The sequence below is a fragment of the Micromonospora coriariae genome (assembly GCF_900091455.1).
Classification (GTDB): Bacteria; Actinomycetota; Actinomycetes; order Mycobacteriales; family Micromonosporaceae; genus Micromonospora; species Micromonospora coriariae.
The window spans coordinates 2,815,518-2,839,678 of the sequence record NZ_LT607412.1 but is presented as its reverse complement, the minus strand read 5'-3'; the positions used below and the strand labels follow the sequence as shown (position 1 = coordinate 2,839,678).

Below are 24,161 nucleotides of genomic sequence, written 5' to 3'. Positions count from 1 at the left end.
CCCGCCGGCGCTTCCGCGCGGGGTCAGAGCCAGCCGTTGCGGCGGAACCAGCGATAGAGGGCCAGCGAGATGGCGAGCATCAGGGCCAGCACGACGGGATAGCCGTACGTCATGTTCAGCTCGGGCATGTTCTCGAAGTTCATCCCGTAGATGCCCGCGATGGCGGTCCAGACCGCGGCGATCGCCGCCCACGCGGCGATCTTGCGCATGTCGTTGTTCTGGTCGACGGTGACCTGGGCCAACCGCGCCTGGAGGATCGAGTTCAGCAGGTCGTCATAGGAGTTCACCTGCTCGACTGTGCGGCTGAGGTGGTCCTGCACGTCCCGGAAGTAGCGCCGGATCTCCTTCGGCACCTCCCGGTTGACCTGCGAGGTCAACGTCATCAGCGGCCGCTGCAACGGCACCACGGCCCGCTTGAACTCCACCAGCTCCCGCTTCATCTGGTAGATCCGTTGGATCCGCCCGCGGCCGTTGCGGTCGAAGACCTCGGCCTCCAGCACGTCGAGGTCGTCCTCGAGCTGCTCGGCGACCTCCAGGTAGAGGTCGACCACCCGGTCGGTGATCGCGTACGCGACCGACCACGGGCCCTGGAGCAGCAGCTCCTGCTTGGTCTCCAGGTCGGCACGGACCGGAGAGAGCCGGCTCGCGTCGCCGTGCCGGACGCTGATCAGGAAGTTCGGGCCGATGAAGAGCATCACCTGGCCGGTCTCGACGACCTCGGAGTTCTCGGTCAGCTCGGCGTGCTCGCAGTACCGGGCGGTACGCAGCACCAGGAAGCTGACGTTCCCGAACCGCTCCAGCTTGGGGCGCTGCTCGGCCTTCACCGCGTCCTCGACTGCCAGTTCGTGCAGCCCGTAGGTCGCCGCGATGGCGGTCATCTCGGCCAGCTCGGGCTGGTGCAGGCCGAGCCAGACGAAGCCGTGCTCCTCGCGGCGGGCCGCGGCCAGCGCGTCCGCGTACGTCCAGTCGCCGGGTTGCCGCTTGCCGTCGACGTAGAGCGCGCAGTCGACGACGCCGCTGCGCCCGGTGCCGGTCGGGGTCGGCGCGGGCGGCGAGCCGTCCGCGTTGAGGATCCGGGTCATCGCCCGGACCGGTGACGGCCACGCCCGGGGTCGCAGCACACGGCCGGTGTGCGACGGTGCCGTCCCGCCCTGATCTGCCCGATCCGTCATCGCGCCACCTCCCCGCGCTCGGCTGCGGCTTGAGGCTACGCCGGTGGCGGCGAAGGGCACGTGTGACAGCTGTCGCGTGGGGCGGCGCCGGGCGGGCCGGGCCGCATTGGGGGGTGCGGGGACGACACGGCCCACCCGGCGCCTCTGGGGGCGGGGGTTGTGCTGCACGCGTCACCGGGGGTGGGGCGGCCCGGGAAGCGGGCGGTGATCTCCACTACACCTGATGAGTGACGCTCGCAGCATTGTGAGCCGCCGGCCGTCCGGGCGGGAGTCCCGGAACGGCCGGCATCGTCGTTCTGTCGGGAAATTGACAGAAAGCTCAGCCGCGGACGGCCTCGACGGCCGCCGCGAGCCGGCGGACACCCTCGTCGATCCGGTCAGCGGTGACCGCCGAGAAGGCCAGCCGCAGGGCGTGCTGCCCGCCGTCCAGCATGAAGTCGCTGCCCTTGACCACTGCGACCCCGCGCTCGGCCGCCGCGGAGGCGAGCCGGTCGACCAGCACGTCGTCCGGAAACTCCACCCAGAGGAAGTAGCCGCCGTCGGGCTCCACGAACCGGGCCTGCGGCAGGTGCCGGCGCAGCGACTCGGCGAGCACCCGGGCCCGCTCGCCCAGCGCCGCCCGGACCGTCTCGATGGAGCGGTCGATGTCGCCGGAGACGCAGAACTGGTGCACGATCGCCTGGGACACCATGCCGGGCGAGATGTACAGGCTGGTCGCGTTCTTGGCGATGTCGGCGATCAGATCCGCCGGGCCGACCAGGTATCCGACCCGCACGCCGGGGCAGACCGTCTTGGTGAAGCTCGACGCGTGCACCACCACGTTGCGGGTGTCCAGCGAGAGCATCGACGGCAGCGCCTCGCCGCGGAACCGGACGTCCGCGTACGGATCGTCCTCGAAGATCGTGAACTCGTACTCCGCGGCCAGGTCGAGCAGCTCCCGGCGCTTCTCCTCCGAGAGCGTCACGCCGGCCGGGTTCTGGTAGTTCGGAATGACGTGCGCCAGCCGGGGCCGGACCCCGGACTCCAGCAGCTTGCGCAGCTCGGCGGTGTCCAGACCGTCCGGCTGGACCGAGACACCGTGCAGCTCGCTGCCCATCCGCTGGAGGTTGAGCAGCGTCCGGTCGTACGTCGGCCGCTCCACCACCACCGCGTCGCCGGGGCGGACCAGGTGGTCGAAGAGGAACGCGTCGGCCTGCAGCGACCCGTTGGTGACCAGCACCTGATCGACCTTGACCCCGTGCTTCTCGGCGATCCACTTTCGCAGCGGAACGTAGCCCACGGAGGTGCCGTAGGCCGTGACCCCGGCTGGATCGGCGTCGAAGGCGCGGACGGCGGCGGCCTTGAGCCCCTCGACATCGACGATGTCCAGCGAGGGAGCCCCACGGGCGAAGGAGATCAGCTGCTCGGCGGTCATGGATGTTGAGCGTACGGGCGGCGGCGGGGGACACGCGGACGGCACGGCGATGTCCGCATCCTGAGCCACCGGGTCGGGTGACCCGGCTCCACCGGTCGGCGTCAGATCAGACCGGAAGGTCGAGCGAGTCGTGCTGCGCTGCCCGGGAAAGTCCCTCCGGAATGCCCGGCGTGGGTGCCGGTCAGGCGCACGGTCAGGTCGCGGCGACCACCTGGCTCTCCGCCCAGACCCGCATGATGTCCCGGACGGAGATCACCCCGGCCACCTCCCGGCCTTCCAGCACCACCAGGTGCCGGAACCCGCCCCGAGCCATCGCGGCGGCCGCCTCGGCCACCGTCCAGTCCGGGCCGGCGTAGACCACGTCCCACGTCAGATGAGCGCCGGTACGTTCCACGTCGCAGTCCAGGCCGGCGCCGATGGCCTTCAACACGTCGCGTTCGGTCATGATGCCGATCCCCTCGGAGTCCGGGTCGATCACGACCGCCGACCCGACACCGCGGGCCGACATCATCCGGGCCGCCTGGCGGAGCGTGTGCTCCGGACCGACGACGAGGACCTGGCTGGACATCGCTTCCCGTACCTGCATCACGCATCACCCCTTTGGGACGGTGGCATCCGGTACCGACATGGTGGTCCGTGAATGTCTCCTGGACAAGACCGGGCATCGCCGTTCCACCCGCACGCTCGCTACTGTCGGACGGTGTCCACCGAGCCCCTGCGCTGCGCCGGCGCGCTGATCGTCAGCCACGACGGCCGCATCTTCTTTCAGCGCCGCTCGCCGCACCGACGCCTCTTTCCCAATTGCTGGGACATCGTCGGCGGCCATCTCGAGCCGGGCGAGGAGGTCGACGAGGCACTCCGTCGGGAGGTCACCGAGGAGACCGGCTGGACCCTGTCGCACGTCCTCGGCCAGGTCGGCGAGTACCACTACGTCGGCGACGACGGTCTCGCCCGGATCGAGCACGACTTCCTGGTCCGGGTGGACGGTGACCTGGACCATCCGACGCTGGAGGCCGGCAAGCACACCGAGTACCGCTGGCTGGCCGAGCACGAGGTGACCGTGCTGGACGAGCACCGCCACGTCAACGACGGGCTGATCCGGCGGATCGCGGAGGAGGGCTTCGCCGTCCTGCGGTCGATCGGTCTGTGAACACCGTCGAGCTGGCGCCGCACCGGTTCGCCGGTCTGCTCGCCCCGGCCGTGGACCGGGCCTTCGTCGCCGGCATGCTGGCCGGTCGGAACGGTGGTGGCGCCGAGCTGAGCCAGCGGTACGGCGGTCCGGCCGCGACCGGATTCCTGGTGGAGCTGCGCACCCGGTTGGCGGCGCCCGGCGGCACGGTGGACGGGCCGGGCTTCGCGGCGATCACCCGGTACCGCGACCCGGTGGTCTGCCACCGGAGCGTGGACAAGCATGTGGCACACGGCATGATCCACCGCCGCCCGGACGGCGGCCTCTCCGCCACCGACCGCGGTGCCGCCTTCCTCGCCGAGCTGTACCAGGTGCACGCCGAGGTCACCGAGGAGCTGTGGGCCGGGCAGGACGAGCGGGTGTCGAGGCTGGTGGCAGCGCTCGGCCGGCTGCTGGCGTACGCCCTGGTGCTGGCCGACGAGGAGGGCGACCGGGACGGGTCGGCGTTCGCCGCGATGGCGCCCCCGTACGAGCCGGACGGCACCCCGCCGGGCGTGCTGCTGCTCAACCGGCTGGGCACGATGCGCTACCACCGGGCCGACGCGCACGCCGCCGCCTGGACCGCCGCCGGGCACACCGCGTCGAGCATCGCCACCCTGCCGGTCGGCCCGGAGCGGCTCGCCATCGAGCTGGAGACCGACCGGCGGGCGGCCGGCCCGTACGCCGTGCTCGGCGCGGAGGAGCGGTTGACCATGCTCGCCGACCTGGCGGCGCTGCCCGGCTGACCCGGTTGGCCGGAGCGGCCCGTCCACCCGGGGCTATCCTCCACCGGTGACGGGGAGCAGGACGAGGGAGGATGTCGGGATGATCGGGATGGTGCTCGCGGCCGGGGCAGGGCGCCGGCTGCGCCCGTACACCGACACTCTGCCCAAGGCGTTGGTGCCTGTGGACGGGGAGACCACGATCCTGGACATCGCGCTGGGCAACCTGGCCGAGGTCGGCCTCACCGACATCGTGATCGTGGTCGGCTACGCGGCGGACGCGGTCCGCGAGCGGCAGGCCGACCTGGAGAAGCGGTACGGGGTCACCCTCACCCTGGTGCACAACGACAAGGCCGAGGAGTGGAACAACGCCTACTCGCTCTGGCTGGCCCGGGAGTACTTCGCGCGCGGGGTGCTGCTGGTCAACGGGGACACCGTGCACCCGGTGAGCGTGGAGAAGACCCTGCTCGCCGAGCGTGGGCCGGGCATCCTGCTCGCCGTGGACACGCTCAAGCCGCTGGCGGAGGAGGAGATGAAGACCACCTTCGACGCCGCCGGCCAGCTCACCCGGATCACCAAGATCATGGACCCGGGCGAGGCGTACGGGGAGTACATCGGCGCCACGCTGATCGAGCCGCAGGCCGCCGACGCCCTCGCCGACGCTCTGGAGGCCACCTGGCGGCGCGACCCGAACCTGTACTACGAGGACGGCTACCAGGAGTTCGCCGACCGGGGCGGTGAGGTGCGGGCGGCGCCGATCGGCGACGTGCCCTGGGTCGAGGTCGACAACCACGCCGACCTGGCCCGCGCGCGGGAGATCGCGTGCCGCTACTAGCCCGTAGCGTGCTGACCCCGCTCCACATCGACGTGCGGCGGGGCGCGGTGGCCGACCTCGGCGCGATCCTGGCCGACGGGCGGATCTCCGCCGGCGGCGACGTCGCGGTGGTCGTCGGGCCGGGTCAGGGTGCCCAGATCGCCGAGCTGATCCGACCGTCACTGCGGTCGGCCGACGTGTTCACCGTCGCGGGGGCGACTCTGGACGCCGCCGACGACCTGGGCGGCAAGCTCCGCGCCCGCTCGTACGACGCGGTGGTCGGCATCGGCGGCGGCAAGACCATCGACGTGGCGAAGTACGCGGCCACCCGGCGGGGCCTGCCGATGGTCTCGGTGGCCACCAGCCTGGCCAACGATGGCATCGCCTCCCCGGTGGCGAGCCTGATCACCGACGGGATCAAGGGTTCCTACGGGGTGCACATCCCGATCGCGGTGATCGTTGACCTGGACTTCGTGGAAAGCGGTCCGGACCGGCACAACCGAGCCGGCATCGGTGACGTCGTCAGCAACATCAGTGCCTTGGCGGACTGGGAGCTCGCCCGCCGGGTACGCGGCGAGCCCGTCGACGGGCTCGCCGCGTCACTGGCCCGGGCCGGCGCCGAAGCCGTGCTGAACCACCCGGGCGACATGACCGACGACGCGTTCGTCACCGTGCTGGCCGAGGCGTTGATCTCCAGCGGCCTCGCCATGGCGGTCTGCGGCACCAGTCGCCCGTCCAGCGGCGGCTGCCACGAGATCATGCACGCGGTGGACGCCCTCTTCCCCGGCACCGCCTCCCACGGCGAGTTGGCCGGGCTGGGCGCGCTCTTCTGCACCTGGCTGCGCGGGGACCTGCGCCGCTTCGGGGAGATGTCGGCCTGCCTGTCCCGGCACGGGCTGCCCCGGCTTCCCGCCGAGGTGGGGCTGACCGACGACCAGTTCGTCGAGGCGGTGCAGTTCGCGCCGCGCACCCGGCCGGACCGGTACACGATCCTCGAGCACCTGGCGCTGTCGCCTACCGAGACGCGGGAGCGGCTGGCAGACTACGCCGGTGCAATCCGCGACCAGCTTGGCTGACCCCCGTCCCACAATCGCCGACTTCCACCGGGTGAACCGGGGCGGTGGTCTGTTCAGCGAGTCGATCAGCCAGTGGCTGGGGGCCGCCTTCGCGCTGGTCGCCCAGCGGCTGGGGCTGCGCCCGACCGCGCTGACCATCACCAACCTGGTGCTGGGCTTGGCCACCTCGGTCACCGTGGTGGCGCTCGCCGGACCGGTCGCGGCCGGTGACGTGCCGGCCTGGGTGGTCGGCGTGCTCGCCCTGGTGGGCTGGCAGGTGGCGTACTCCCTGGACTGCGCGGACGGGCAACTGGCCCGGGTGACCGGCCAGGGCAGCGCGGCCGGTGCCCGGGTCGACGTGCTGTGCGACGTGGCCGCGCAGATCGCCCTGGTGGCGGCGCTGGCCGCCACCGCGGTGGCGCAGGAGCCGTCGACCCCGACCTGGCTGGTGGCGACCTTCGCCGGCACCTGGATGGTCAACCTGGTCACCTCGGTGATGCAGGCCGGCCCGAACGCGGCCAGCATGGTCACCTCGACCTCGCTGCCGGTCCGCCTGGCGAAGCTGGTCCGCGACTACGGCGCGGTGATCTTCGTGGCCGCCCTGGTGCTGGCCGTCGCCCCCACGCTGGTCCTCTGGGTGATCGTCGCGTTCACCATCGTCAACGGCGGCTTCCTGCTGGCGAGCATCGCCTTCTCCGCCCGCGCCTCCCTGCGCTGATCCCCACGGCGTGCCCCGCGCCCGGGCCGGGCCACATCGGGCCGGGCCACGTCGGGCCAAGATCCACGCAACTTCCCGGATGCTGCGGTCTCCCAGACGTGGGAGGCCCCAATATCCCTGATGTTGTGTGGATCTTGCTCCGAGGCCACTCTTTCCACGATCGATCGAGCACGATCTTGCCGGCCCGACCCGGCGGGCGGCATGCGGCCCGAGCCGGCGGGCGGCGCGGGACCCGGACCGGCAGGGCTGGCAGGTCAGCGGCGGTGCGCGGTGCGGGCCATGCCGGCGTAGACGTCGATGAGCTGCTTGGTGACCACGTCGGGGTGGAAGGTCCGCTCGTAGCGGGCGCGGGCGGCCGGGGCCAGCCCGGACGCACCAGCGCGGGCGACCGGCAGGGCGGCCGCGAGCGCGGCGGGCTCCGGGGCGACCACCCAACCGGCCTCGCCCAGACCGATCCCCGCCGGCATGGGCGACCCGCCGCCGCCCCCGGCGACCGCGGAGGCGATCTCGGCGGGCCCGGTGCCGGCGGGCTCGTGCGGGGCATCCGCCCCGATCAGGTACGGAATGCCGCCCAACGCGGTGCCGAGCACCGGCCGGCCACTGGCCATCGCCTCGATGATCACGGTCGGCAGCACGTCGTGCCACATGGCGGCGACGATCACCACCGCGCTCGCCTCGACCGCCGCCCGCACTCCGGCCCGGTCGAGCTGGCCGAGGTAGACCACGTCGGGTCGCTCGACGGCGGCGGCCTCCACCAGGGAGCGCAACTCGCCGTCACCGGCCACCCGCAGCGTGCCCAGTGCGCCCACCGGATGCCGGCGCCAGGCGTCCAGCAGCAGGTCGACGCCCTTCTCCGGGCTCAGCCGGGCCATGTAGAGAAAACCGTCACCGAGCGGCGCCGGCCGGCCCGGATCCGGCACGGCGTTCGGCTTCACCACGATCCGTTCGTCCGGAATGCCGTAGTCACGCAGGTGGTCGGCGATCGCCGTGGTCAGCGCGATGTACCGGTCCACCGACCGCCACGTGCCCCGGTGCACGGCCAGGGTGGTCGCCATCAGCGCACTCTGGGCCGCCGAGTCGCGGTAGCAGCGGTGCTTGATCGCCGGCACCCCCAGCGCCCGGCCCTTGCAGTCCTGACAGATCACGCCGTCGCGGAAGTAGATCCCCGAGGAGCAGACCTGCCGGTAGTTGTGCACCGTCTGCACCACCGGGACGCCGTGCCGGTGCGCGGTCCGCACCACCCAGGGCGAGAGCAGCGGGTACGGGTTGTGCAGGTGCAGTGCGTCCGGCCGGTGCTCGGTGAGCAGCCGGCTCAGGTCGTGCTGGGCCCGGGGGGCCCAGATCGGCGAGATCGGCAGCAGCGCCTTCGCCACCTTCGACATCGACGGGATCTCGTCCGAGCTGCGGATGAACGGCAGCACCTCGACGCCGGCGGCGGTGAGCTGAGCGATCTCCGCGTCCACGATCGTGTTCTCGCCGGAGGGCTGGGCTTCCCGGTACCGGTTGTGTGCCACCACGATTCTCAACGAGCTCGCCTTTCGTTCGCGGTCGTGCCGGGACTCGCAAGCTCATTCCTCGCGCTCACCGGAAAGAAGGCTACCGTTGGGTCGTGCCCGAACTACCGGAGGTTGAGGCGCTCGCGGGTTACCTGCGACAGCGCGCGGTGGGGCGGCGTGTCGACCGGCTCGAGGTCGCCGCGATCAGCGCCCTGAAGACGTACGACCCGGCACCGGCCGCGGTCGCCGGTCGGGCGGTGGTCGACGCCCGCCGGCACGGCAAGTTCCTCGACGTGCTCGTCGAGGGCGACCTGCACCTGGTGGTCCACCTGGCTCGGGCGGGTTGGCTGCACTACCGGGAGGCGTTCCCGGCCACCACCCCGCTGCGGCCCGGCAAGGGCCCGATCGCGCTGCGCGTCCGCCTCGACGACGGCTCCGGGTTCGACCTCACCGAGGCCGGCACACAGAAGAAGCTGGCCGCGTACCTGGTCACCGACCCGGCGGCGGTGCCCGGCGTGGCGAAGCTGGGCCCGGACGCGCTCGCCGCGGACCTGCCCACCTTCGCGGAGCGGCTGCGCAGCCGGCGCGGGCAGATCAAGGGGGTGCTGACCGATCAGGCGGTGCTGTCGGGCGTCGGCAACGCGTACTCCGACGAGATCCTGCACGCGGCGAAGCTGTCCCCGTTCGCGATCACCGACCGGCTCACCGACGACCAGCTCGCCACCCTGCACGCGGCCACCCGGCAGGTGCTCGGCGACGCCGTCCAACGGTCCCTCGGGCAGCGGGCCGCGGAGCTGAAGGGCGAGAAGCGCTCCGGGTTGAAGGTGCACGCCCGCACCGGCCTGCCCTGCCCGGTGTGCGGTGACACCGTGCGGGAGGTGTCGTTCGCCGACTCGAGCCTCCAGTACTGCCCGACGTGCCAGACCGGCGGCAAGCCGCTCGCTGACCGACGGTTGTCACGTCTCGTACGGTGAGTAATCCCACTTGGCGACTACGGAGCGGAATCGACCCGACTGAGCCGAAGCTCCGGTCCACGGTTCCCGCCACACGCGCATCCATCGGTATAGTGGCTCGGTCCCCGGCTTCTGAAATGGTACGGAGCCGGCCAGATCCCGCCGGCACCATCGGTCGCCAATCCCTTCCGGGGGCGCGACCGGTCGGATCCCGCGTGGGAGACTGGGACGGTGGGCGACCCGGGCCCTCACGCCGAGTGAGCGGCACAGGTCATGCGGGAGGACATGGGTGAGGTGACGGCAAGCCTCCAGCGCCCGGTATCCAACGAAGGCCGGAGCAGACTCGTGCGGCACGTCGACAGCTTCGAGATCCAGCCGCCGACCCCGCCGTCGCACAACGGCGTCCCCCGGTCGGCATGGGCCAGGGCGCGACGCCGTGTCTCCCGCTGGCACCGCCCCTACACGGCGATCCTCCTCGTGCTCGATTTCGGCGCGGCGGCGTTCGCCAGCTGGATCGCCATCCAGCTCTTCGATCAGGCGGCCTCCGGTTTCTCCGGCACCAAGCAGGACCCGACCTGGTTCCACACCGTCTCCTACCTCCTGCTCCCGCTCGGCTGGGTGATCATCCTCTGGAGCAACCGGGCCTACGACCGGCGTTACCTGGGGCTCGGGCCGGACGAGTTCAAGCGCGTGATCCGGGCCGCGGTGACGGTCGCCGCGAGCGTCTCCTTCCTCGCCTTCGCCACGGTGACCCAGCTCTCCCGGTACACCGTGGGCACCGCGCTGGTGGGCGCCACCGTGCTGATCCTCTGGGGCCGCTTCGTGGCCCGCTGGGCGCTGCACTACATCCGCCGCCGGGCCGGCCAGGCCGCGCACCGGATGGTGCTGGTCGGCACCCTGCCCGAGTGCCTGGAGGTCTACGCGGCGGTGACCCGCAGCCCGAACGCCGGGCTCGTGCCGGTCGCCATCCACATCACCGACGGCTACGCCGCGGCCCGGGGGATGCCGACCCCGGTGCCGGTGCACGCCGGCCGGGACGTGCTGGCCCTGGTCCGGGAGGTCGGCGGGGACACCATCGCGATCTGCGGGTCGGCCAGCGCCGAGCCGGGTGAGCTGCGCCGGCTGGCCTGGCAGTTGGAGGGCTCCGGCGTGGACCTGGTGGTCGCCCCGCAGCTGACCGACATCGCCGGTCCCCGGGTGCACATCCGGCCGATCGAGGGTCTGCCGCTGCTGCACGTCGAGGAGCCGACCCTCTCCGGGCCGGCGCTGCTGGCCAAGAACCTGTTGGATCGGGTCGCCGCCGGCCTCGGTCTGCTGCTGCTGATCCCGCTCTTCCTCTCCATCGCCGTGGCGATCCGGATCTCCGACCCCGGGCCGGTCTTCTTCCGCCAGCCCCGGGTGGGGCACGAGGGGCGCACGTTCCGGGTGTGGAAGTTCCGGACCATGTACGTCGACGCCGAGGATCGACTGGCCAGCCTGGTCGACCGGAACGAGACCGACGGCATGCTGTTCAAGATGAAGGAGGACCCGCGGGTCTTCCCGGTGGGCCGCTTCCTGCGGGCCACCTCACTGGACGAGCTGCCGCAGCTGATCAACGTGCTCTGGGGTGAGATGTCGCTGGTCGGGCCCCGCCCGTTGCCGGCCGACGACGGCGACTTCCTGGGCGACGTGCGCCGCCGGCTGCTGGTCCGCCCCGGCATGACCGGCCTGTGGCAGGTCTCCGGCCGCTCCGACCTGTCCTGGGACGAGTCCGTCCGGCTTGACCTCTACTACGTCGACAACTGGTCGTTGGCGTACGACCTGAGCATCCTGTGGCGCACCGTCGGGGTCGTGCTCGCCCGCAAGGGCGCCTACTAGGGGGTTGGCGCGCCGGGCCGGAGGGTCCAGGATCGCTGCGTGGGTGGCAACCTCTCCGCCGTCATCGGCGTCGTCTCACTGGTCACCGCGCTGACCGCGGCCCTGTGGGCGGTGCTGCGCCTGCGTGCCCGCCGGGGCATCGCCACCGCCACCCAGCGGGCCACCTACGAGGTGCTGCACACCGCCGGGCTGGCCGCCGAACCGCTGCGGGCGGGGCTGAGCGCGGCGGGCGCGGCGAAGGCCGTACGCCATCTGCGGGCTCTGGTGGGGGCGGCCGGGCTGGCGCTCACCGACGCCGACGTGGTGCTCGCCCTCGATGGACGCGGCGCGCACCACGGCGAGCAACTGCTCGCGGCGGCCCGCCGGGCGATGGAGACCGGGCGCTCGACGGTGCTCGGTGAATCCGAGCTGCGCTGCGACCGGGTCGACTGCCCGATCCGGGGAGCGGTGGTCGCACCGTTGCAGGGGGCGGACGGCCGGGTGGTCGGTGCCCTGGTGGCGATCGCCGACAGCCCCCCGGCGCCCGGGCTGGTGCAGGCCACCCTGGAGACCGCGCACTGGGCCGGCAACCAGCTCGCCCTGGCTGAGCTGGACTCGTCGCGGGAGCGGCTCGCGCGGGCCGAGATCCGGGCGCTACGGGCGCAGATCAGCCCGCACTTCATCTACAACGCGTTGACCGCGATCGGCTCGTTCGTGCGCACCGATCCGGAGCGGGCCCGCGAGCTGATCCTGGAGTTCGCGGAGTTCACCCGGTACTCGTTCCGGGCGCACGGGGAGTTCACCACGCTGGCCGAGGAGCTGCGGTCGATCGACCGTTACCTGACCATCGAGCGGGCCCGGTTCGGCGACCGGTTGCAGGTGCGGTTGCAGATCGCCCCGGAGGTGCTGCCGGTGACACTGCCGTTCCTCTGCCTGCAGCCGCTGGTGGAGAACGCGGTCCGGCACGGGTTGTCCCGCAAGCCGGGCACAGGCATGGTGAGCATCGAGGCCCGGGACGCGGGCGCCGAATGCCACATCACCGTGGAGGACGACGGGGTGGGAATGGATCCGACCACGCTGACCGCCGGCATCGCGGAGCTGGCCCGCAGCACCGGCGACCCGGGCGACGAGACGGGCCAGCACGTCGGCCTCTCCAACGTCGACGAGCGCCTGCGGTCCGTTTTCGGGGACCGGTTCGGGCTGGTTGTCGAGACGGGGCTCGGCTCGGGCACCAGGGTGAGCATGCGGGTGCCGAAGTTCCATCCCGGCGTGCGGGCCGGAACGTGAGCGCGTCCGGTTTCCTCCGGGTGCTGGCGGTGGACGACGAGCCCCCGGCGCTCGACGAGCTGGCGTACCACCTGCGGGCCGACCCCCGGGTGGCCCGCCTGCACACGGCGGGGGACGCCACCGAGGCGCTGCGACTGCTCCGCGACGGTGACGTGGACGTGGTCTTCCTGGACATCCGGATGCCCGGCCTGGACGGCATGGAGCTGGCCCGGGTTCTGCGCCGGTTCGCCCGGCCACCGGCGATCGTCTTCGTCACCGCGTACGACGACGGCGCGGTGGACGCCTTCGACCTGGGGGCCACCGACTACGTGCGCAAACCGGTGCGCGCCGAGCGGCTGGCCGAGTCGCTGCGCCGGGTGATCGGTTCGCGGGTGGTGCCGTCGCATCCGGCGGCGCTGGCCCGGGCCGAGGAGGATCCGACCATCCCGATCGAGTTGGCCGGCACCACCCGGATGCTGCCCCGCTCGGCTGTGCGCTGGGTGGAGGCTCAGGGCGACTACGCCCGGTTGCACACGGCGGAGGGGTCACACCTGGTGCGGGTCTCGCTGGCCACGCTCGCCGAGCGGTGGGCCGACGCCGGTTTCGTCCGGGTGCACCGGTCGTACCTGGTGCAGTTGAAGTTGATCGCGGAGCTGCGGCTGGTCAACTCCGGTTACGTGGTGGTGATCGACGGGACCGAGCTGCCGGTGAGCCGGCGGCACACCCGGGAACTGAAGGACAAGTTGGTGCGAGCGGCGAAGCAGGACTGGAACCGGTGACCCCGGCTCCCAGCCCCGCTCACCCTCGTCGGATCCGCCCCGCCTCGGTGGCTGTCAGGCCTTGACCTGGTCGGCGATGGCCAGGGCGATGGCCTTCAGCTGCTCCATGGACAGCGGAGCCTGCGGCTGCGCGGGCACCGCCGACTCGTCGACCCCGACCATGTTCAGCACGCTCGCCTGGAGTGCCCGGTCGCCGGGCAACTGGATCGCGATGAGGTACTGCACGCTCTTCTGCCGCGTACCGGTCAGCGTCTCGATCTTCATCAGCGCGCCGTTCGGGGTCGTGCCCGCGTCGCACACCCTGCGGTAGCGGCTGTCCTCCGGGATGCCCTGGGGCAGCTGGCACGGCCAGTGGAACCCGGCCGGTCCGTCGGACGCGTCCGGAGTGATCGACACGCCCAGGGAACCCTTGCGCCCCTGGTAGGAGATGCCGGAGGAGGTACCGACGAAGTCCGGGGTGCCCCGGTGCGTGAACTCTGGCGGCTGCCCGTCCGGCTTGCGAGGCTCGCCGAGGTGGTCCGGCATCCAGGTCCACGTCGCGCCGGGCGCCACCGCCCGCAGCGCCCGGTCCAGCTCCTGGCTGAGGCGCTTGGCGGTGGCGTCGGCCGTCTCCTCGGTGTCGAACACCAGGCGGAACCGCGTGTCCGCGGCGGGCGAGGACGCAACGGCCTGCGGCGTGGCCCGGGCCGCACCGGGCTCCTGATGACGTACGGCGACGCTGATGCCGCCGGCCACCGCCAGGGCCAGCACGGCGGCCAACGAGCCGCCGAGCCGCCGGGCGGCGCTGGCCCGCCGTTCCCGCCGGACGATGCCCTTGACATCGACCCGGGGTGGCGGGGGTGTACCGATCAACTCGTCGAACAGTTGGTGACTCATCTGGTGCCTCCCCGCTCAGTACTGACCGTTGACGGCGGTGCGCAGATTCGCCAGCCCGCGTGCGGACTGGCTCTTGACGGTGCCGGCGGAGATGCCGAGCATCCGGGCGGTCTCCTCGACCGAGTAGTCGAGGTAGAAGCGCAGGACGAGCACCGCCCGTTGCTTCGGGGCGAGCGAGCGCAGCAATGTGGCGAGCCCGTCGCGGTCGGTCACCGTCTCCGGCACGGCGCCGGCCACGTCCGGCACCTCCGCCCACGACTGCTCCCGGTTGCTCCAGGGGCGACGCCGCTCGTCGAGCCAGGAGCGGGTCAGGACCCGCTGCGCGTACGCGTCGCGGTTCTCCGCCCGGCGCACGAGGCGCCAGCTCCGGTAGAGCCGCGTCACCGTGACCGAGACGACGTCGTCTGCGGCGTGCCAGTCCTGACAGAGCAGGAATGCACTCCGTCGCCAGCGGTCCATCCGGTCCGCGACGAAGTCGTGGAAGTCTTCCTCGTCGGCCCGCCTCACCGCGGTCTTTCTCCTCTGCTGACCATCACGGTCGTACGACGGAGCGGTCGCCCCCGGGGGTTGCATCGGCGCGGCGGGGAATAACGCAGCACTGTCGTACGCTGTACGATATTCCGAACGACGAATGGGGAACCGCCGTGTTCGACGCTGCCACCGAATTCGACCGCCAACTCGACCGGCTCACCGAGCTGGGCTACCCCGGCCTGGCCGGGCTGTCCGAGACCGCCTTCCGCGATCTGGTCGCACCCCTGCGGGCCAGGGCGGTCGAGGGGGCCACCGGCCTGGCCGCACCCACCGACGCCCGGGTGCCGTTCCTGCTGGTCACCACTCGGGACCTGGTGCCGGTCGAGCCACGGCTGGAGCTCACCACGCTGGTCGGCAAGCGCAAGCCGGGCTTCCTCGACCGGCACTACGCCGAGGACGACCTGCCCCGCTTCGACCCGATCAAGGAGCTGGAGGTCCCGGAGGGCCCCGCGTACCTGCTCTTCGACGTCGACCGGGGTGAGGAGTTCCGTAACCTGCCCCCGGCCGCCGCGCTGGAGGGAATGACCGCCCAGGGCCGACTGCCGCTCACCATCGACGAGGGTCTCGCCTTCATCACGCTGCACCCGGCCGCGCTGGCCAGCAACAGGTGTTTCTCGCTTGTCGGGTCGCGGTGCGGGGACAAGCGGGTGCCGGCGCTCTGGATCAGCCAGGGCGCACCGAAGCTGGGTTGGTGCTGGTTCGGCAACCCGCACACCTGGCTCGGCTCGGCCTCGGCCCGCCCGGAGCGCGTCGGCCTGGGCTGACAGCGAGGCACAGCTGTGCACCGGGTTATCCACAGGCGTGACCCGTTCTCCACAGGTTATTCACAACGCCACCCACCGATCTCCACGGCGGATCCCTACAGTCAGGGCCCATGAAGGAACGCCGGGTACTGGTGGTCGAGGACGAACGGACCATCGCGGAGTCGGTCGCCGCCCGACTCCGCGCCGAGGGATTCGCGGTGGAGATCGCCGTGGACGGTCCCAGCGCGGTCGAGCAGTTCCGGACGGGGCAACCGGATCTGGTCGTCCTCGACGTGATGCTGCCCGGCTTCGACGGCCTGGAGGTGTGCCGGAGGATCCAGGCCGTCCGGCCGGTGCCGGTGCTGATGCTCACCGCCCGCGACGACGAGACCGACCTGCTGGTCGGGCTCGCGGTGGGCGCGGACGACTACCTCACCAAGCCGTTCTCGATGCGCGAGCTGGCCGCCCGGGTGCACGTCCTGCTGCGCCGGGTGGAGCGGGCGGCCACAACGCCCGCGCCACCCGCCCTCCGCCTCGGTGACATCGAGATCAACGAGGCCGAGCGGCGGGTCCGGCGTGCCGGCGCGGACGTGCACCTCACGCCGACCGAGTTCGACCTGCTGGTCCACCTCGCCGGGCGGCCCCGCACTGTCCTGCACCGGGAACGGCTGCTCGCCGAGGTCTGGGGATGGGCCGAGGGCAGCGGCACCCGCACGGTGGACAGCCACGTCAAGGCCCTGCGCCGGAAGCTGGGCGCCGACCTCATCCGTACGGTCCACGGAGTCGGGTACGCCCTGGAGGTGCCGTCGTGACCGCCACCCTGCTCACCCGCGTGGACCGGGTGCTGGAGCTGCTGCCCCGCCCGCTGGACCCGGTGCGCTCCATCAAGCTGAAACTGGGGGTGCTGCTGGTCGCCTCCGGCGCTGCCGGCCTCGCGTACTTCTCGTACGGCATCGGCTGGCCACCACCGGTGACCTCGGCGACCGCCATCGCCGTGGCCCTGTTCACCTCGCAGGTGCTGGCCCACGGCATGACCTCGCCACTGCGGGAGATGACTGCGGCCGCCGGCGCGATGGCCCGGGGTGACTACACCCGCCGGGTACGCGCCACGTCCCGTGACGAGGTCGGCGAACTCGCCCAGGCGTTCAACAAGATGGCCGAGGATCTGCACGCCGCGGACCAGCGGCGGCGCGAGCTGATCGCCAACGTCTCGCACGAGCTGCGTACGCCGATCACGGCATTGCAGGGCGTGTTGGAGAACATGGTGGACGGCGTGGCCACGCCGGAACCCGCGGCACTGCGCTCGGCGCTGGCCCAGACCGAACGGCTCGGACATCTCGTCGCCGACCTGCTCGACCTGTCCCGTCTCGACGCCGGGGTGGTTCCGCTGCGGCGCGTCCGCATGGACGTGGGGGACTTCCTCGACGAGGCGGTCGAGCACGCCACCGCGAGCGCGACCGGCGCCGGGCTGGACGTGCGCTTCCGGCTCCGCAAGCTGGAGATGCCCCTGACCGTGCAGGCCGACCCGTGGCGGCTGCACCAGGTGTTCGCGAACCTGCTCGACAACGCGGCACGGCACAGCCCGCCCGGTGGCACCGTACGGCTGAGCGTCGAGGAACACGCGGGCCACCTCCGCTTCGAGGTGAGCGACGAGGGCCAGGGCATCCCCACCGCCGAGCGTTCCCGGGTGTTCGAGCGGTTCACCCGCGGTGACCGGGCGGCCGGCGGTGGGACCGGGCTCGGCCTGGCCATCGCGCGCTGGGTCGTCGAACTGCACGGCGGCCGGATCGGCGTCCTCGACCCGGACGGACCGACCCGGGGTAGCCGCCCCGGCTGCCGCATCCAGGTCACCATCCCGACCGACGGCTCACTCCGAGAAGAGGCCGCATGACCAGCCCCGGCAGCATGCCCGTCCCGGCCACCGGCCCACGATCCCCCGCTCCCGGCGGGCCCGGAGAGCCCCGGTTCGGCCCCGGCCCGGCGTTCCCGCCCGCGGCCGGTCGGCCCCAACCCTGGCCGCCGACGCCGGCAATCCCTCGGCCGCCTGGACTGCTGGAACGGCGCTGGCCTGGGCCGACCGGCGCCGTCCGTCCGGTGGTGCTGGCCGTGCTGACGGCGGCGGCGGTCATCGGCGCCACGACGCTCCCGGCGGTTCGTCCGGGCGTCGGGTGGCTGCTGGCCGCGCTGGCCGCCACGACCGCGCTCGTCACCGCCAGCCTCGTCCGGTCCGACACCTCGTCCCCGGCCGCCACGGCCACGACCGCAGCTCCCCCGGCGACGGCGGCGCCTCCGGACACCCCCGCGCAGGCGACCAACCGGCCACCCACGACCGCCGCGCCACCCACGACCGCCGCGCCGGCCACGCCGCCGACGACGGAGTTGCCCACGGCAACGCCGCCCACCACGGCGTTGCCCACGGCCACGCCGGCCACCACGGCGGCGACCCGGGCGGACAGCGTGACCCCCGCGCCGGCCACCGCCCGTCCCGGTGCCACGGGGGCACCGGGACGGGTGGCGCGGGTCGCCTGGGCGGTCGCGACCGTCGCGCTGGTCGCCGTCGGAACGGTCCGGGCCGCCGGGTGGCTCTTCGCGCTCTGTCTGATCGCCGCCGCGGTCACCGCGACGCTCGCGGTGACCGGCGGACGGAACCCGTTCGGCATGCTGGTGGCCGCGACGCTGCCGCCGGCGGCGACCGTCCGGGCGATCCCCTGGGCGGTACGCGGGCTGCGCCACACCCGCCCGGCCGGTCCCGGGATCGGGCGGATCGTGAGCAGCCTCGCGGTCTCGGCCGGCCTGCTGGTGCTGTTCGGACTACTTTTCTCCTCCGCCGACGCGGTCTTCGCCGACCTGGTCGCGGGTCTGCTGCCGGACATCTCGGCGAGCAGTGTGTTCGGTTGGCTGGCCCGCCTGCTGCTGATCGGCCTGGGGTTGCTCGGCGGCGCGTACCTGGTCAGCCGTCCGCCCGACCTGGACGGTCTGCGGCCGGCGCCTTCCCGGCCGGCGCACCGGCTGGAGTGGGCGCTGCCGCTGACGCTGCTCAACGCCCTGTTCGCCGCATTCGTACTGGTGCAGCTGACGGTGTTCTTCGGCGGCGCGGGGCACGTGCTCCGCACGGCCGGGCTCACCTACGCCGAGTACGCCCGCGGCGGCTTCTGGCAGCTGCTCGCCGTCACCGGGCTCACGCTGCTGGTGATCGCGATCGCCGCCCGCCGGGCGCCCCGGGCCACCCGCGCCGACCGGCTGCTGGTCCGCGTCCTCCTCGGGGCGCTCACCGCGCTCAGCCTCGTGGTCGTCGCCTCCGCCCTCTACCGGATGCAGGTCTACGCCGACGCGTACGGCGCCACCCGCCTCCGGCTCGTCGTGGCGACCGTCGAACTCTGGCTCGGGCTGCTCTTCGTCCTGGTCGGGGTGGCCGTGGTGCGGCTGCGCGCCGAGTGGCTGCCGCGGCTCGTGATCGGCACCGCGGTGCTCGCGCTGCTCGGGCTGGCCCTGGTCAACCCGGACCGGCTGATCGCCGACCGGAACGTCGACCGGTATCTGGAGACCGGCCGACTGGACGTCGGTTACCTCTCCGGGCTCTCCGCCGACGCCGTCCCGGCACTGGACCGACTGCCCGAGCCACTGCGGGCGTGCGCGCTGCGGGAGATCGCCGCCGAGCTGCCCCGGGACGGCCTCTGGGCGGCGAACCTCGGCCGGGAGCGGGCCCGGCGGGAGCTGGGCGGAGCCGTGATGACCGCCGGCGTGACCGACTGCGCCGGTCCGCTGCGCTGGTGAACGTGCCGCTTGACATTCCGGCGGGGCGGGTGAGACTGCCGGGGTGGCCAAGCGACTCACTGACGCGGGGCCCGGCGGTACCGCACCGCCGCCCCGCCGGACCCGGATCGTGCTGGCCGACATCACCCGTCAGGACAGCCGCTCCGAGCGGACCCGCGCCGAGCTGGCGCAGCAGACACAGGTGGGCGAGGCGCTGGTCCGCGGTCTGGTCCGGGCCCAGCTCGCGCTGGCGCTGCGGCTCTCGCTCGTGGTGGCCATCGGGCTCGGCGGGCTGCCCTGGCTGTTCGCCATCGCACCGTCGCTCGGCCGGACGACGGTCGCCGGCGTCAACCTGCCCTGGCTGCTGCTGGGCGTGGCGTCCTTCCCGTTCCTGATCGGGGTGGGCTGGGCGTACGTGCGGCTGGCCGAACGCAACGAGCAGGATTTCACCGACCTGGTGCAGCGGCCGGAGCGCTGAGGTGGGCAACGACTACGTGGTCCCGGCCATCGTCGCGGTCACCCTGGTCACCGTCGGGATCGGCTTCTACGGGCTGCGGCTGGCCCGGACCACCTCCGATTTCCTGGTCGCCTCCCGGGCGATCAGTCCCACCTGGAACGCGGCCGCCATCGGCGGGGAGTACCTGTCGGCGGCGAGCTTCCTGGGCATCGCCGGCATGGTCCTCAAGTACGGCGTGGACGTGCTCTGGTACCCGGTCGGGTTCGCCGCCGGCTACCTGGCCCTGCTGCTCTTCGTGGCCGCGCCGCTGCGCCGTTCCGGCGCGTTCACCCTGCCCGACTTCTGCGAGCTGCGACTGGGATCGCGCCGGTTGCGCATCCTCGCCACCGCCTTCGTGATCTTCATCGGGTGGCTCTACCTGGTGCCGCAGCTCCAGGGCGCGGGGCTCACCCTGGCCACGGTGACCGGGTCCCCGTTCCCGCTCGGCGCCCTGCTGGTGGCCGCCGTGGTCACCGCGAACGTGGCGCTCGGCGGGATGCGGGCTATCACCTTCGTCCAGGCGTTCCAGTACTGGCTCAAGCTGACCGCGCTCGCCGTACCGGCGATCTTCCTGGCGTTGCAGTGGCAGGCCGACGCCCGGCCGGCGGTGACCCCGCCCGACGGGCCGACGTTCCGGACCGCGACCACCGTCGTGGTCGAGCACCGCGCGACCCTCACCCTGCCCGACGGCGACGTCCGGGAGGTGAGCCCCGGCGACGAACTGACCTTCGCCGCGGGCGACTCCGTGCCGGAGGTGTCCGGCGTCGCCACAGACGCCGGCGACTGGCTGCTGCCCAGCACCGCCGGCGACGACGACCGGGGCCTGTTCGCCACGTACTCGCTGATCCTGGCCACCTTCCTGGGCACCATGGGCCTGCCGCACGTGCTGGTCCGCTTCTACACCAATCCCGACGGCGCGGCGGCCCGCCGGACCACGCTGGTCGTGCTGGCCCTGGTCGGCGTCTTCTACCTGCTCCCCACCCTGTACGGGGTGCTCGGTCGGATCTACACCCCGCAGCTGCTGGTCAGCGGGCAGACCGACGCGGTGGTGGTGCTGCTGCCCGGCGCGGCCCTCGGCGACGGGCTGGTCGGGCGGCTGCTCGCCGCGCTGGTCGCGGCGGGCGCGTTCGCGGCCTTCCTCTCCACCTCGTCCGGGCTGCTGACCAGCGTCGCCGGGGTGATCTCCACGGACGTCCTCGGCCGGGGCTCGGTGCGCGGCTTCCGGCTGGCCACGGTGATCGCCGGGGGCGTGCCGGCGGTGCTGGCGCTCAACCTCTCCGGGCTGGACGTGTCGCAGGTGGTGGGGCTCGCCTTCGCGGTCGCCGCGTCGAGTTTCTGCCCGCTGCTGGTGCTCGGCATCTGGTGGCGCGGGCTGACCGACCTGGGCGCCGCCGCCGGTGTGCTGGCCGGCGGCGGCGCGGCGATCGGCGCTGTGCTGCTCACCGTGCTCGGCCCGCCGCTGTCCGGCTGGCCGGCCACGCTCACCGCGCAACCGGCCGCCTGGACGGTGCCCCTGGCCTTCACCGTGATGGTCGCGGTGTCGATGGCGACCCGTCGGCGGGCCCCGGCCGACGTCGCCGCCACCATGCTCCGCCTGCACACCCCCGAGGCCCTCCGCATGTAGGGAAGGGCGACTTCCGGTCACCCGCCAGCACGACGGCGGGTCGCATCGGGAACCGGCACCTTCCGCCGGCGGATCTCGTGCGACGTCCGTCCTGGGGATGACGCCGGGTCCGCCTGCCGCCGGAGCGCGCAAGTGGTGGCCGACGGATAACGTCGGCTCATGACTGGTGAGCATCCCGCGCTGGCGCTGCGTGGTCTGGCGAAGCGGTTCGATGGCACGATCGCGGTGGCCGGCGTCGACCTCGACGTCCCCGCCGGCTCCTTCTACGGCCTGCTCGGCCCGAACGGCGCCGGCAAGACCACCACGCTGTCGATGGCGGTCGGGCTGTTGCGGCCCGATGCCGGTTCGGCCTGGGTGCTCGGGCACGACGTGTGGCGGGATCCGGTGGCGGCCAAGCGGCTGCTCGGCGTGATGCCGGACGGGGTCCGGCTGTTCGACCGGCTGACCGGGGCGGAGCTGCTGGCGTACAACGGGCTGTTGCGTGGGATGGACCCGGCGGTGGTCGACCAGCGGGCCGCGGAGCTGCTGGACGTGCTGGCGCTCGGCGACGCCGGCCGGACGCTGGTGGTGGACTACTCGGCGGGTATGAAGAAGAAGATCGGCCTGGCCTGCGCGCTGCTGCACGGCCCCCGGGTGCTGGTGCTGGACGAGCCGTTCGAGGCGGTCGACCCCGTCTCCGCCGCGCTGATCCGGGACATCCTCACCCGGTACGCGGCCGGCGGCGGCACAGTGGTCTTCTCCAGTCACGTGATGGAGGTCGTCGAGCGGCTCTGCTCGCACGTGGCGATTCTCGCCGAGGGCACCATCAAGCGGGTCGGCACGATCGGGGAGGTCCGCGGCGACCGCTCGCTGGAGCAGGTCTTCGTCGAGGTGGTCGGCGGGCGTACCGCGACCGGTGAGGAGCTGTCGTGGCTCTCCCGATGAGCACCGCCGCCGCGCCCGCCGGGCCGGTCCGAGCCGTCTCCGCCCGGCACTTCCTGCGGCTGAAGCTGCGGGTGATGGGCAACAGCTTCCGTGGCCAGGGCTGGCGGCTCGCGATGTTCATCGGCGGCGCGCTGGTCGGGCTCTGGTTCGCCGCCAGCGGCTTCTTCCTCTTCGCCGTGCCGGCCATGACGGGCAACGGCCGGTACGCGATGCTGGTCGCGGCGGGCGGTGGCGGGCTGCTGGTGCTCGGCTGGCTGCTGCTGCCGCTGGTCTTCTTCGGGGTCGACGAGACACTGGACCCGGCCCGGTTCGCTCTGCTGCCCCTGCCCCGCCGCACGCTTGTCATCGGCCTGTTCGCCGCGGCCCTGGTCAGCGTGTCGGCGCTGGCGATGCTGATCGCGACGTTCGGGTTGGTGCTCACCGCCTGGAGGCTGGGTGGTTGGTCCGCCGGGATGGTGGCCGTCGTCGGTGTGGTCGCCGGGATGCTGCTCTGTGTGGCCGCCAGCCGCGCGGTGACCAGCGCCTTCGCCAGCATGCTGCGGTCGCGCCGGGTGCGTGACCTGGCGGCTGTCCTGCTGGCGGTGGCGGCCGCGCTGCTCGGTCCGTTGCAGATCTTCGGCCTGGCCGCGCTGCGCGAGACGGACTGGGACCGGCTGACCGGGTTGGCGACCGTGATCGGGTGGACGCCGTTCGGCGCACCCTGGACCGCCGGCATCGACGTGGCCCAGGGGCGGGTCTGGGCTGCTCCGGTCAAGCTGCTGATCACCGTGGTCGCGCTCGGTGCCCTGCTGGCCTGGTGGTCACGGTCGCTGGAGTCGGCGATGGTGGGGGCGGTCAGCTCCGGCCGGGCGCCGGCCCGGCGAGGCGCCACAGGTGGCGCGGTCGCCCAGCTGTTTCCCCGGATCACCGGCCGGATGCGGCGGGACCGGTTCGGCGCCCTGGTCGCCCGGGAGGCCCGCTACTGGTGGCGGGACGCTCGCCGCCGGGCCAACCTGATCACGATCGCGGTGGTCGGCATCTTCGTGCCGGTCATGACCAACCTCGGCGGTGCGGGCTTCGCCGGGGGCGAGCAGGGCATGACGCTGAGTGCCAGCGACAGCTCACCGGTACTGGTCACCATCTCCATGCTCTTCGTCGGTGTGCTCGCCTCGGTCACCCTGGCCAACCAGTTCGGCTTCGACGGCAGCGCGTACGCGGCGAACGTGGTGGCCGGGGTGCCCGGCCGGGTCGAGCTGCGCGCGCGGATGGCGGCCTTCTCGTTGTACGTGCTGCCGATGCTGACTGTCGTCGCGGTGGCGCTGTCGCTGCTGCTCGGCCACCCGGGCTGGATCGGGCTGACCGCCGGCAGCCTGGCGGCCACCTACGGTGCGGGGCTGGCGGTGAGCAGCTTCGTGTCGGTGCTCGGGGCATATTCGCTGCCGGAGACGAGCAACCCGTTCGCGATGAACACTGGTGCGGGCATGGCGAAGGGCCTGCTCACCCTGCTGGCCATGGTCGTCGCGGCGATCGCCGGGGTGCCGATGGTGGTGGCCGCGGCACTGCTCGGTGACGCCTGGCTCTGGTTGGCCCTGCCGGTCGGCGCGGCGTACGGGCTGGGCGCGGCGCTGCTGGGCGCGTACCTGGCCGGCGACGTGCTGGACCGGCGACTGCCCGAGTTGCTGGCCACGGTCACGCCGCGCCGTTGAGCACGACCCGCTGACCTCGACGCCGACCCGGGCAGCGAGGACGTCGCCGGGCCGGCGGCGGTACCAGTCCGACGTCCCGGAGGCGGAGGCGCATCTGCTGGACGGCGGGCACTTCGTGCTCGACACGCGGGCCGAC

Annotated in this window: 23 protein-coding genes; 17 read left to right on the top strand and 6 right to left on the bottom strand. The window is 72.7% G+C overall.

Annotation, left to right across the window (positions count from 1 at the left end; all coding sequences use genetic code 11):
- Positions 1–23 precede the first annotated feature (23 nt).
- From corA to GA0070607_RS13315, 3 genes are all read right to left on the bottom strand, one after another.
- Complete coding sequence (gene corA, locus GA0070607_RS13325; RefSeq protein ID WP_408630904.1) at positions 24–1,082, bottom strand: magnesium/cobalt transporter CorA; 1,059 nt, start codon at positions 1,080–1,082, stop codon at positions 24–26.
- A 409-nt stretch (positions 1,083–1,491) separates the two neighbouring features.
- On the bottom strand, positions 1,492–2,586 hold the full coding sequence (locus GA0070607_RS13320) for an aminotransferase-like domain-containing protein (protein WP_089018503.1): 1,095 nt from the start codon (positions 2,584–2,586) through the stop codon (positions 1,492–1,494).
- A 193-nt stretch (positions 2,587–2,779) separates the two neighbouring features.
- The gene (locus GA0070607_RS13315; RefSeq protein ID WP_089018502.1) at positions 2,780–3,172 is read right to left on the bottom strand and encodes a CBS domain-containing protein; all 393 of its coding nucleotides are present in this window, start codon (positions 3,170–3,172) and stop codon (positions 2,780–2,782) included.
- A 114-nt stretch (positions 3,173–3,286) separates the two neighbouring features.
- Between GA0070607_RS13315 and GA0070607_RS13310 the strand changes: the two genes are divergently transcribed.
- The 5 genes from GA0070607_RS13310 (at position 3,287) to GA0070607_RS13290 (ending at position 7,063) form a co-directional block, all read left to right on the top strand.
- Entirely contained in the window at positions 3,287–3,736 is a 450-nt protein-coding gene (locus GA0070607_RS13310) for an NUDIX hydrolase (protein ID WP_231930994.1), read from the top strand.
- Positions 3,733–4,500: a hypothetical protein gene (locus GA0070607_RS13305; protein ID WP_089018500.1), complete on the top strand. Its 768-nt coding sequence runs from the start codon at positions 3,733–3,735 to the stop codon at positions 4,498–4,500. The genes GA0070607_RS13310 and GA0070607_RS13305 overlap by 4 nt, the downstream gene beginning before the upstream one ends.
- A gap of 79 nt (positions 4,501–4,579) precedes the next feature.
- Positions 4,580–5,311, top strand: coding sequence for a phosphocholine cytidylyltransferase family protein (locus GA0070607_RS13300; RefSeq protein ID WP_089018499.1), 732 nt, complete (start codon positions 4,580–4,582; stop codon positions 5,309–5,311).
- Positions 5,299–6,366 (top strand): iron-containing alcohol dehydrogenase family protein, encoded by a 1,068-nt coding sequence (locus GA0070607_RS13295; protein ID WP_089018498.1) that lies wholly within the window; start codon positions 5,299–5,301, stop codon positions 6,364–6,366. The genes GA0070607_RS13300 and GA0070607_RS13295 overlap by 13 nt, the downstream gene beginning before the upstream one ends.
- Positions 6,341–7,063, top strand: coding sequence for a CDP-alcohol phosphatidyltransferase family protein (locus GA0070607_RS13290; protein ID WP_089018497.1), 723 nt, complete (start codon positions 6,341–6,343; stop codon positions 7,061–7,063). The genes GA0070607_RS13295 and GA0070607_RS13290 overlap by 26 nt, the downstream gene beginning before the upstream one ends.
- Positions 7,064–7,317: 254 nt before the next feature.
- Here GA0070607_RS13290 and GA0070607_RS13285 read toward each other — a convergent pair whose 3' ends face one another.
- Complete coding sequence (locus GA0070607_RS13285) at positions 7,318–8,589, bottom strand: glycosyltransferase family 4 protein (RefSeq protein WP_089018496.1); 1,272 nt, start codon at positions 8,587–8,589, stop codon at positions 7,318–7,320.
- An 83-nt stretch (positions 8,590–8,672) separates the two neighbouring features.
- Between GA0070607_RS13285 and GA0070607_RS13280 the strand changes: the two genes are divergently transcribed.
- From GA0070607_RS13280 to GA0070607_RS13265, 4 genes are all read left to right on the top strand, one after another.
- A complete protein-coding gene (locus GA0070607_RS13280) occupies positions 8,673–9,533 on the top strand; it encodes an Fpg/Nei family DNA glycosylase (protein ID WP_089018495.1) in 861 nt (286 codons plus the stop codon).
- 264 nt (positions 9,534–9,797) lie between these two features.
- Positions 9,798–11,369, top strand: coding sequence for a sugar transferase (locus GA0070607_RS13275; protein ID WP_172899183.1), 1,572 nt, complete (start codon positions 9,798–9,800; stop codon positions 11,367–11,369).
- Between the two features lie 39 nt (positions 11,370–11,408).
- Positions 11,409–12,635 (top strand): sensor histidine kinase, encoded by a 1,227-nt coding sequence (locus GA0070607_RS13270; RefSeq protein WP_089018493.1) that lies wholly within the window; start codon positions 11,409–11,411, stop codon positions 12,633–12,635.
- Positions 12,632–13,393 carry a LytR/AlgR family response regulator transcription factor gene (locus tag GA0070607_RS13265; protein WP_089018492.1) on the top strand — a complete coding sequence of 254 codons (762 nt, stop codon included), beginning with the start codon at positions 12,632–12,634 and terminating at the stop codon, positions 13,391–13,393. Before GA0070607_RS13270 ends, GA0070607_RS13265 begins: the two co-directional genes overlap by 4 nt.
- A 54-nt stretch (positions 13,394–13,447) precedes the next feature.
- Here GA0070607_RS13265 and GA0070607_RS13260 read toward each other — a convergent pair whose 3' ends face one another.
- A complete protein-coding gene (locus GA0070607_RS13260; RefSeq protein WP_089018491.1) occupies positions 13,448–14,269 on the bottom strand; it encodes a hypothetical protein in 822 nt (273 codons plus the stop codon).
- Between the two features lie 15 nt (positions 14,270–14,284).
- Positions 14,285–14,776: a sigma-70 family RNA polymerase sigma factor gene (locus GA0070607_RS13255; protein WP_231930993.1), complete on the bottom strand. Its 492-nt coding sequence runs from the start codon at positions 14,774–14,776 to the stop codon at positions 14,285–14,287.
- Between the two features lie 137 nt (positions 14,777–14,913).
- Between GA0070607_RS13255 and GA0070607_RS13250 the strand changes: the two genes are divergently transcribed.
- The 8 genes from GA0070607_RS13250 to GA0070607_RS13215 all read left to right on the top strand — a co-directional run bounded on the left by GA0070607_RS13250 (position 14,914) and on the right by GA0070607_RS13215 (position 24,025).
- Positions 14,914–15,564, top strand: a complete 651-nt coding sequence (locus tag GA0070607_RS13250) for a DUF5701 family protein (protein WP_231930992.1) — start codon at positions 14,914–14,916, stop codon at positions 15,562–15,564.
- Positions 15,565–15,674: 110 nt separating this feature from the next.
- On the top strand, positions 15,675–16,355 hold the full coding sequence (locus tag GA0070607_RS13245; RefSeq protein WP_089018490.1) for a response regulator transcription factor: 681 nt from the start codon (positions 15,675–15,677) through the stop codon (positions 16,353–16,355).
- On the top strand, positions 16,352–17,434 hold the full coding sequence (locus tag GA0070607_RS13240; RefSeq protein ID WP_197701336.1) for a HAMP domain-containing sensor histidine kinase: 1,083 nt from the start codon (positions 16,352–16,354) through the stop codon (positions 17,432–17,434). Before GA0070607_RS13245 ends, GA0070607_RS13240 begins: the two co-directional genes overlap by 4 nt.
- Entirely contained in the window at positions 17,431–19,317 is a 1,887-nt protein-coding gene (locus GA0070607_RS13235) for a DUF4153 domain-containing protein (RefSeq protein ID WP_089018489.1), read from the top strand. The genes GA0070607_RS13240 and GA0070607_RS13235 overlap by 4 nt, the downstream gene beginning before the upstream one ends.
- 43 nt (positions 19,318–19,360) lie before the next feature.
- Positions 19,361–19,774, top strand: coding sequence for a DUF485 domain-containing protein (locus GA0070607_RS13230; RefSeq protein WP_089018488.1), 414 nt, complete (start codon positions 19,361–19,363; stop codon positions 19,772–19,774).
- Between the two features lies 1 nt (position 19,775).
- Positions 19,776–21,416, top strand: coding sequence for a sodium/solute symporter (locus GA0070607_RS13225; RefSeq protein ID WP_089018487.1), 1,641 nt, complete (start codon positions 19,776–19,778; stop codon positions 21,414–21,416).
- A 159-nt stretch (positions 21,417–21,575) separates the two neighbouring features.
- Complete coding sequence (locus GA0070607_RS13220; RefSeq protein ID WP_089018486.1) at positions 21,576–22,340, top strand: ABC transporter ATP-binding protein; 765 nt, start codon at positions 21,576–21,578, stop codon at positions 22,338–22,340.
- Positions 22,337–24,025 carry an ABC transporter permease gene (locus tag GA0070607_RS13215; RefSeq protein ID WP_089018485.1) on the top strand — a complete coding sequence of 563 codons (1,689 nt, stop codon included), beginning with the start codon at positions 22,337–22,339 and terminating at the stop codon, positions 24,023–24,025. The genes GA0070607_RS13220 and GA0070607_RS13215 overlap by 4 nt, the downstream gene beginning before the upstream one ends.
- The last annotated feature ends 136 nt before the right edge of the window (positions 24,026–24,161 follow it).

What these genes read in the sequence shown, in the direction of transcription:
- GA0070607_RS13220 (WP_089018486.1), top strand. Translation starts at nt 21,576, where the DNA reads ATGACTGGTGAGCATCCCGCGCTGGCGCTGCGTGGTCTGGCGAAGCGG.
- GA0070607_RS13300 (WP_089018499.1), top strand. Translation starts at nt 4,580, where the DNA reads ATGATCGGGATGGTGCTCGCGGCCGGGGCAGGGCGCCGGCTGCGCCCG.
- GA0070607_RS13215 (WP_089018485.1), top strand. Translation starts at nt 22,337, where the DNA reads ATGAGCACCGCCGCCGCGCCCGCCGGGCCGGTCCGAGCCGTCTCCGCC.
- GA0070607_RS13245 (WP_089018490.1), top strand. Translation starts at nt 15,675, where the DNA reads ATGAAGGAACGCCGGGTACTGGTGGTCGAGGACGAACGGACCATCGCG.
- corA (WP_408630904.1), bottom strand. Translation starts at nt 1,082, where the DNA reads ATGACCCGGATCCTCAACGCGGACGGCTCGCCGCCCGCGCCGACCCCG.
- GA0070607_RS13315 (WP_089018502.1), bottom strand. Translation starts at nt 3,172, where the DNA reads ATGCAGGTACGGGAAGCGATGTCCAGCCAGGTCCTCGTCGTCGGTCCG.
- GA0070607_RS13275 (WP_172899183.1), top strand. Translation starts at nt 9,798, where the DNA reads ATGGGTGAGGTGACGGCAAGCCTCCAGCGCCCGGTATCCAACGAAGGC.
- GA0070607_RS13260 (WP_089018491.1), bottom strand. Translation starts at nt 14,269, where the DNA reads ATGAGTCACCAACTGTTCGACGAGTTGATCGGTACACCCCCGCCACCC.
- GA0070607_RS13320 (WP_089018503.1), bottom strand. Translation starts at nt 2,586, where the DNA reads ATGACCGCCGAGCAGCTGATCTCCTTCGCCCGTGGGGCTCCCTCGCTG.
- GA0070607_RS13235 (WP_089018489.1), top strand. Translation starts at nt 17,431, where the DNA reads ATGACCAGCCCCGGCAGCATGCCCGTCCCGGCCACCGGCCCACGATCC.